Origin of the sequence: Methanobrevibacter filiformis (assembly GCF_001639265.1) — an archaeon.
GTDB lineage: Archaea > Methanobacteriota > Methanobacteria > Methanobacteriales > Methanobacteriaceae > Methanacia > Methanacia filiformis.
Genome location: NZ_LWMT01000039.1, coordinates 1 through 6,895, shown reverse-complemented (window position 1 = coordinate 6,895; position 6,895 = coordinate 1). Strand labels below are relative to the sequence as shown.

5 protein-coding genes are annotated in these 6,895 nt (G+C 25.2%); 2 read left to right on the top strand and 3 right to left on the bottom strand.

Translation table 11 applies throughout. From position 1 onward, the window contains the following. Positions 1–118: 118 nt before the first annotated feature. Both MBFIL_RS01550 and MBFIL_RS01545 read left to right on the top strand, forming a co-directional pair. Positions 119–1,144 (top strand): Ig-like domain-containing protein, encoded by a 1,026-nt coding sequence (locus MBFIL_RS01550; RefSeq protein WP_281192426.1) that lies wholly within the window; start codon positions 119–121, stop codon positions 1,142–1,144. Between the two features lie 972 nt (positions 1,145–2,116). Beyond that, on the top strand, positions 2,117–3,112 hold the full coding sequence (locus MBFIL_RS01545) for a hypothetical protein (RefSeq protein WP_066970817.1): 996 nt from the start codon (positions 2,117–2,119) through the stop codon (positions 3,110–3,112). A gap of 683 nt (positions 3,113–3,795) precedes the next feature. Here MBFIL_RS01545 and MBFIL_RS01540 read toward each other — a convergent pair. The 3 genes from MBFIL_RS01540 to MBFIL_RS01530 all read right to left on the bottom strand — a co-directional run bounded on the left by MBFIL_RS01540 (position 3,796) and on the right by MBFIL_RS01530 (position 6,380). Then, a complete protein-coding gene (locus MBFIL_RS01540) occupies positions 3,796–4,362 on the bottom strand; it encodes a DUF1523 family protein (RefSeq protein ID WP_066970815.1) in 567 nt (188 codons plus the stop codon). Positions 4,363–4,504: 142 nt separating this feature from the next. After that, positions 4,505–5,890: an MATE family efflux transporter gene (locus MBFIL_RS01535; RefSeq protein WP_245637439.1), complete on the bottom strand. Its 1,386-nt coding sequence runs from the start codon at positions 5,888–5,890 to the stop codon at positions 4,505–4,507. After that, entirely contained in the window at positions 5,883–6,380 is a 498-nt protein-coding gene (locus MBFIL_RS01530) for a MarR family winged helix-turn-helix transcriptional regulator (protein ID WP_066970811.1), read from the bottom strand. The genes MBFIL_RS01535 and MBFIL_RS01530 overlap by 8 nt, the downstream gene beginning before the upstream one ends. Positions 6,381–6,895 lie beyond the last annotated feature (515 nt).

The following is a 6,895-nucleotide window of genomic DNA, read 5'->3' as shown; positions in this document are numbered from 1 at the left end:
AAAACACATTTAAAAAGTTTAAAACTAAAACACAAAAAATAGACCAAAAAACTAAAACAAAAACTAAAAAACATCTAAAACCATATCCAACAATCATAAACCTTTATTTTAATTATGGATAAACTCCTTAGAAAAACTAGATCCTAAACTACAATTCATTAACTATTCATCTAACATAGGAACTTATAATAATATGACTGGTTTATGGAACATATCTACTTTAAATAGTGGAAAAACAGCCACACTAACAATTAATGCAAAAATAATTAGTGTAGGAACCATAAAAAATACTGCTACAATCAACACTACTACTAAAAATATCGGAAATAATAATAGCTCAACAAATATTATTTCAGAAGCAATTCCAAGCCAAATAAACACATTAAATGTGATAATAACTGTTGATAACTCTGTTAAACTAGAATCAACTTTAAAAGACAGTAATGGTAAACCTATTGCAGATAAAGAGGTTAAATTCTACGTTAATGGAAAACTCATTGGAACAGCTAAGACTGATGTAAAAGGTGTAGCTTACTTTAAATACACTCCAACAAAAACAGGCACACTAACTTATACCTCATCATTCACTGATCCTACAGGTGTTTACACTGATTCAACATCATCAAAATCCACTATAACCGTGACTAAAGATAAATTCACTTTAACTACTATTTTACCAACTGGATATGTTGGAGATAAAAAAACAATAAAAGTCAAAGCTACCAATAGCAAAGGCAAAATAGTTCCAAATAAAACATTCACAGTCTATATAAATAGTAAAAAAATAGATAATTACAAAACTAATAGTAAAGGTGAATTTACTATAAAAACCACACTTAAATCTTCCAATAAACTACAAATCAAGTTCGTTGAAGACAATAAATACAATAAATTATCTAAAACCTCTAAAACCTATACCTACAAAATTAGATCTAAAAAAGGAAAAACAATCACTACTATCTACTATGTTAAAACTAAATATGACAAAGTTACAAGATTAAAAGCTAAATTAACTAATGCTAAAGGAAAACCATTAGCTGGCAAATACATTAAATTCTATTTTGCAGGAAAATATGTTGGAAAAGCCAAAACAAATAAAAAAGGAGTAGCTATCCTAAAATATACTCCTGAAAAGAAGAAATAATACTTTTATTCTCGTATAACATTTCTATATAACATTGTCCATTATTATCAATTACATATTTATTATTATTCCTGAGAATACTACTACAATCACAGACAAAATAATGATAAAATAGTATTTCTATGATACTTAATATAAATGAATATACATGTAATTATTATCAAGATATCTAAGAAAAGTAGTGAAATATAGGAGGCTTAATAGAATATACATCACTTATTATAATTAAATAGCTAATGATACTGTGGACATATCCTCCTCTCCATCCCCTAAGATATGATAATCAATTGAACATTATATTATAATTTATAATGATAATATTTATATCTAAATACTAATAATAGTGGCATTTGGACTATCAATGATTTAAATGCTGATAAAGATGCTATGATTAGATAATAATCATGCCAAAAATTAATTTTTATGTAGTTTTATATTATTTAAATACTTTATTTTCAACTATATTCAAATTGATGAATTAATTAAGAAATGAATTTAGTTGAAAATAGATATTAATCAAAATAAAGATAATTAAATATCTTTTTTCAATATTAATTAGAATTATATTAATGAAATATGTAGACTAGTAATTTTTTAGAATATAGAAACAAACTTTTGAAAAAAGTTTGATCAAAAGCTATTTCATAAAATAAGCAATATAGTATGAGAAATGCTTTTATTAATATAATATTTAAATTTAAATAATTGTAAAATTTATTTTTAATGAAAAATTAAGAGCTTTTCAAGAAGTATAGTCAATAATTATAAAATTTATTAATATGTTGATTTTCAATAAGATAAGTAGATAGGTATATGAAAACATTGTAATTTTTTATTTGATGGTTAAGTTTATATCATATAAAGTTCATATATTAACTTACAATTATTTATTAAAATAATTTATCAAAGTGTTGGTATAGAATATAATAGATTATAATTAAATTATTATTTGTATTATTTGGGGTCAATAATATGGTATTAAGTGAAAATAAGGGTTTTCATACGGAAAATATAGATAAAATAGAAATTGGGAAGGAATTTATAAAAATCAATAAACTAAACTACTTTGGATTTTATAATATATCAGAAAATAAAAAATATATTGTTTCATGGTTAGATTGCAGTGAGGATCGTCATAAATGTGGAAGGAGAAATGGAGGGAAAGGTACCTACATTTTATGCGAAGATGAAAGCGTTATTCTTAAAGGGAAAATAGAGAGACCTAACGAAGGTAAAGTTGGAAATAATGGAAACTTTATTTTTGAAGATTGGCTTTTTAATAAAGATGGAATTAATGAAACAGGTAGTATATGCTATGGGTTTAATAAAAATGGACGAACAATCCTTAAACATTATTTAAACTCCAATATTCGTGAAAGTGCAATATCAGATGATGGAAATTTTGCAATATTTCAAACAGGATATAATGAAAGTAGTTTAGATGGAAATAAACTATATTTCTTTGATTTAAAAGAAAATAACCTGTTATGGGACATTAGTATCAAAAATATGTGGCCTGAAGGATATATTATAAAAGAACATGAAAGAATAATTTATTTAGACCATGGAAATGGATATAAATATAAATTTGATTTTGATGGAAATTTTTTAGACGAAAAAATATGGGACAGAGAAAAATTAGACATAACAACTGAATATAAACTTTATATATTACTTTTAGAAGAATTAAATAAATTAGATAAATCAAATGCTTCATTAGACCATTACGATGATTTATTGCCTTATTTTAATAAATTACTTAGAACTAATGTTTCAAATAACATTAAGTCATTTATATATAAGGAAATAGCTATTATAGATTATAAAAAGAAAAATCTAGAAAGTAGTTTAGCTAATTTGAAGTTGTCTTTGAATTATTATTCAAGTTTAACAACTCGACGTCTTTATAATAAGATAAAAGAAGAACATAAAAACAGTATTTTAAACACTAATTTCGCAAAACAATAAGATTTAAGAAAATCTTCGATTTAAAAAAATAGAAAATTTAAGAAAATCTCAATATACCACTTATAAAATTAAATTTAATATTAATAAAAGCATTTCTTATACCTAAAATAGTTTATTTTTGGAAATAGCTTTTGATCAAACTTTTTTTAAAAGTTTGTTTCATATTAATAAAAGCATTTCTTATACCTAAAATAGTTTATTTTTGGAAATAGCATATGACAAAACTTTTCTAAAAGTTTGAAATGTTTGTTTCATATAAATAATATTTAAGAAAGAATGAGTAAAAAGAAGCTATCAAGAGGTGTTTGTGATTATTTACTATTTGTCAGTGTTTTAAGGGGGTCAATTCATTAGTGGTTATAAAAGAATTATTGATGTAATTAGTTGATTAAATTATTCTTTTTACTACTCATTCTATATTTTTCAAAAACATGTGACTAATTACAGTCACCATTATTCTATATTATTGTTTATGTATATAAATTTTTTGTATTTTACTGATTTTTATTGGCTGTGTCAATAACTTACCTCTTGAGGCATTTATATTACTAAATTATTCTAAATTATTAATTTTTCATACTTGATTCAATTCATTATCATTCAATTAATGATTTGAATAGATAAACAAAAGCTATTTTTGTGGTAGAGTAATAATTTAAAACTAGTTTATCAGCAGATATTTATTATCTTGCAAATTTAACACCAAAGTACTCACCATACCTATTATTTTCAGTACCAGTTTCATTTATTACTTTTTCTACTGATAATATGTTAGGGAAGCCACTATTAAAACCATTCCTCCAACCATAATATTTAATTTTGTATGTTCCATTAATTTTTAAATCATTGAATATGTCCCTTGTATTAAATTTTTGGAATAAAAAGTTTTCATCATTTAGAAATCCTTCATTTTCTGTTGTGATTAACATTAATTGACCAGCATTATCTATTACCATTGTACCCTGATTATCATAATTAATTCCTGGTCTAGGTTGCCATTCTTGAACAGTGATGATTTTTTCTTGAACAGATGGTACTTCATAACTATAGTGCCAAAATACATTACCTATGGGCATCATAATAATAAGGAGTAAAGCAAAAGATAATCCAACACTAACAATACCTAATCCCTTACTACCTCTTTTTCTCTTAACTATTAAGCCTGTAATTACAGCTATAATCAAGGGAAGTACTACAAAAATTCCAAACTGTATTAACCATCCTTCTATCCAATTAGGTGCTACAAACATATTATCTACTTCCTCAAAATATTAAAACATGTTTTTTAATTTAATTAATATATTTATATGTATTTATATGTGTATTCTATAATTCAACAGTTATATTTAATTTAATGTTACTGTTGCTTAACTGTAAGGATATTATTTTTTCCTATTCTTGAGTTTTCATCTTTTTATTATATTCTGCATATTTTTTTTTAAAAGATTTTAAGAATAATACAGCTAAACCAAAACCAAAGAATGAACCTATGAAAGAACCAAGTACAATACCTATATACAGTCCTATAATTCCTCCTCCAAGTACAAAACCAAATAAATAAGATAAAATAGCTTCAAAAATTAATGATCTGAACATTGTAATTAGTAAAGACATATGTCCTTTTCCAACTCCTTGAAATACCATTGAAGAAACTAAACCAAAAGGCATAGCAACCAAAAAGAAACTTAATATTTGAAGAACTTGAGTTATTGCCTCTGGTAAACCACCTGCTGCATCTGAATATGAAAAAATTTGAGCTATTTGTGGAGAGAAAATAACCATTATTAGTCCTAATCCTATTGAAAGTACAAATCCCAGTTTAATTGAGTAAGTAAAAGCTGTTTTTAATTTATCATAATTACGGGCTCCATAAGCAGCTCCAGCTACTGTTAAAACAGCTGTTCCAAAACCTAATATAGGAATCATACATAACTGAACAATTCTCATTCCTGCAGTATAAGCTGCAACTGCAACTGTTCCAGAAACAATCATTATCATAGCATTCATTAAAACAGCAAGAATTGACATGATAAGCATTTCAGCAGTAGAAGGAATAGCTACATTTAAAATATCCTTTACTATTTTTCCTTTATAATGAAAAGAAGATGCAGACAGTGAAAGGTAAGTATCTTTCTTAACCCAAATCCAGTAAACCATAACCAAACAAGAAATTAAAGCAGAAAACACAGTAGCTATTGCAGCACCAGTCATTCCTAAATTTAAAGTATAAATAAAAATTGGATCAATAACTATATTTAAAACAGCTGTAATTGCCATTGCATACATTGCTCTTTTAACATCTCCTTCTGATCGTAAAATAGAAGATAGAAGTGCTGAAAATAACAAAGAGAATATGCCAGCAAATATTACATTACCATATTCTAAAGCTAGACCTACGGTACTACCTGCACCCATTAAAATAAGTATATCTTTCAAAAAGAAAAGAAGAATAATGGGAGTAACAATAGAAAGGATAAATGTAATTAATACAGAATGTAATGCAGCATTATCTGCTGTTTTCTTGTCTTTTCCCCCAATTGATCTAGCTATTAATGAATTAGCACCTGCACCAAGTCCATTTCCTAAACCAATAACTATCATAAACAATGGAGTTACAAAACCTAAAGCAGCTAAAGCATCAGAACCTAAACCTGCAATCCATATACTATCTGCTAAATTATATGCCATTATCAAAAGCATTGAAACCATCATTGGCCAAGCAAGTGATACTATTGCTTTTTTTGGATCCCCTGTTATTAAATCTATATTTTTACTCATTATCTTTCCCCAATTCATTATTAATTATATCTCTATTAGATAAAATAGATTCACAAGCTATTTTTTTAAATAAATCCTTTAATTCTTCATTATTTAATATAGAAATACTATCACAAACGTTATTTTCCCATTTATCATTGATTTCATTGATTTTTTTAGAAATTAGTTCCCCTTTACTTGTAAGAGAAAGTTTATATCTTCTTCTATTTTCAGTGTCTATTTCTCTTAAAATAATATTTTGATCATTCATTCTTTTAATAGCTCTTGCAACAGCTCCTTTATCTATGTTAAATTTAAAAGCCAAGTCTTCTTGAGAAATATCTTTATTTTTTGAGATATAATATAAAAAAGGAATCTGTGCAGCAGTTATATCTAAATCTTTAAGTGAATGATTAATATAAAACATATACGATCTATGTATCATAGAAATCAAAGCACCTAATTGGATCTCCGATGAATTTTTATCAAATAATTCTTTTAAATGCTTCATTGTTAGGAAGTATATATTTAACCATATATAAAGTTGACGATACAACAATTGATGTGTCAACATTATATTTACAGGATTTCTCGGAGATCTTCCATAATTCATTGATTAGTTAATTGATACTTATTGGCTTATATTATGATGATGAAGTAATATTAAGTTAAAATAAGGATTATTATTTAGTTTATTGGGTTTTAAGTGATTTATCTTTGTTGATTATTTTTTAGTAAAGTTTAATAATCTTTGTGTTGAAATATGACTTCATGCATTAATGACTTTAATAAACTTTTTTTTATTAAGTTTTTGTGCATTTATTATGAAATTTGTATTAATAAATTAGTGCTTTTGTATGAATCATGTTTTGATAAATGGCATACTGACTAAGAGATACTTATTTAGACATGTATGGTTTTATACTATGTTTATTTATGTTTTTTCTAGTATATTGTGTCTTTTAGATTTCTTGTTCGTATTGTATTGTATATTGCATTTCTGATGTTTATTTCATTAGTTGCAGC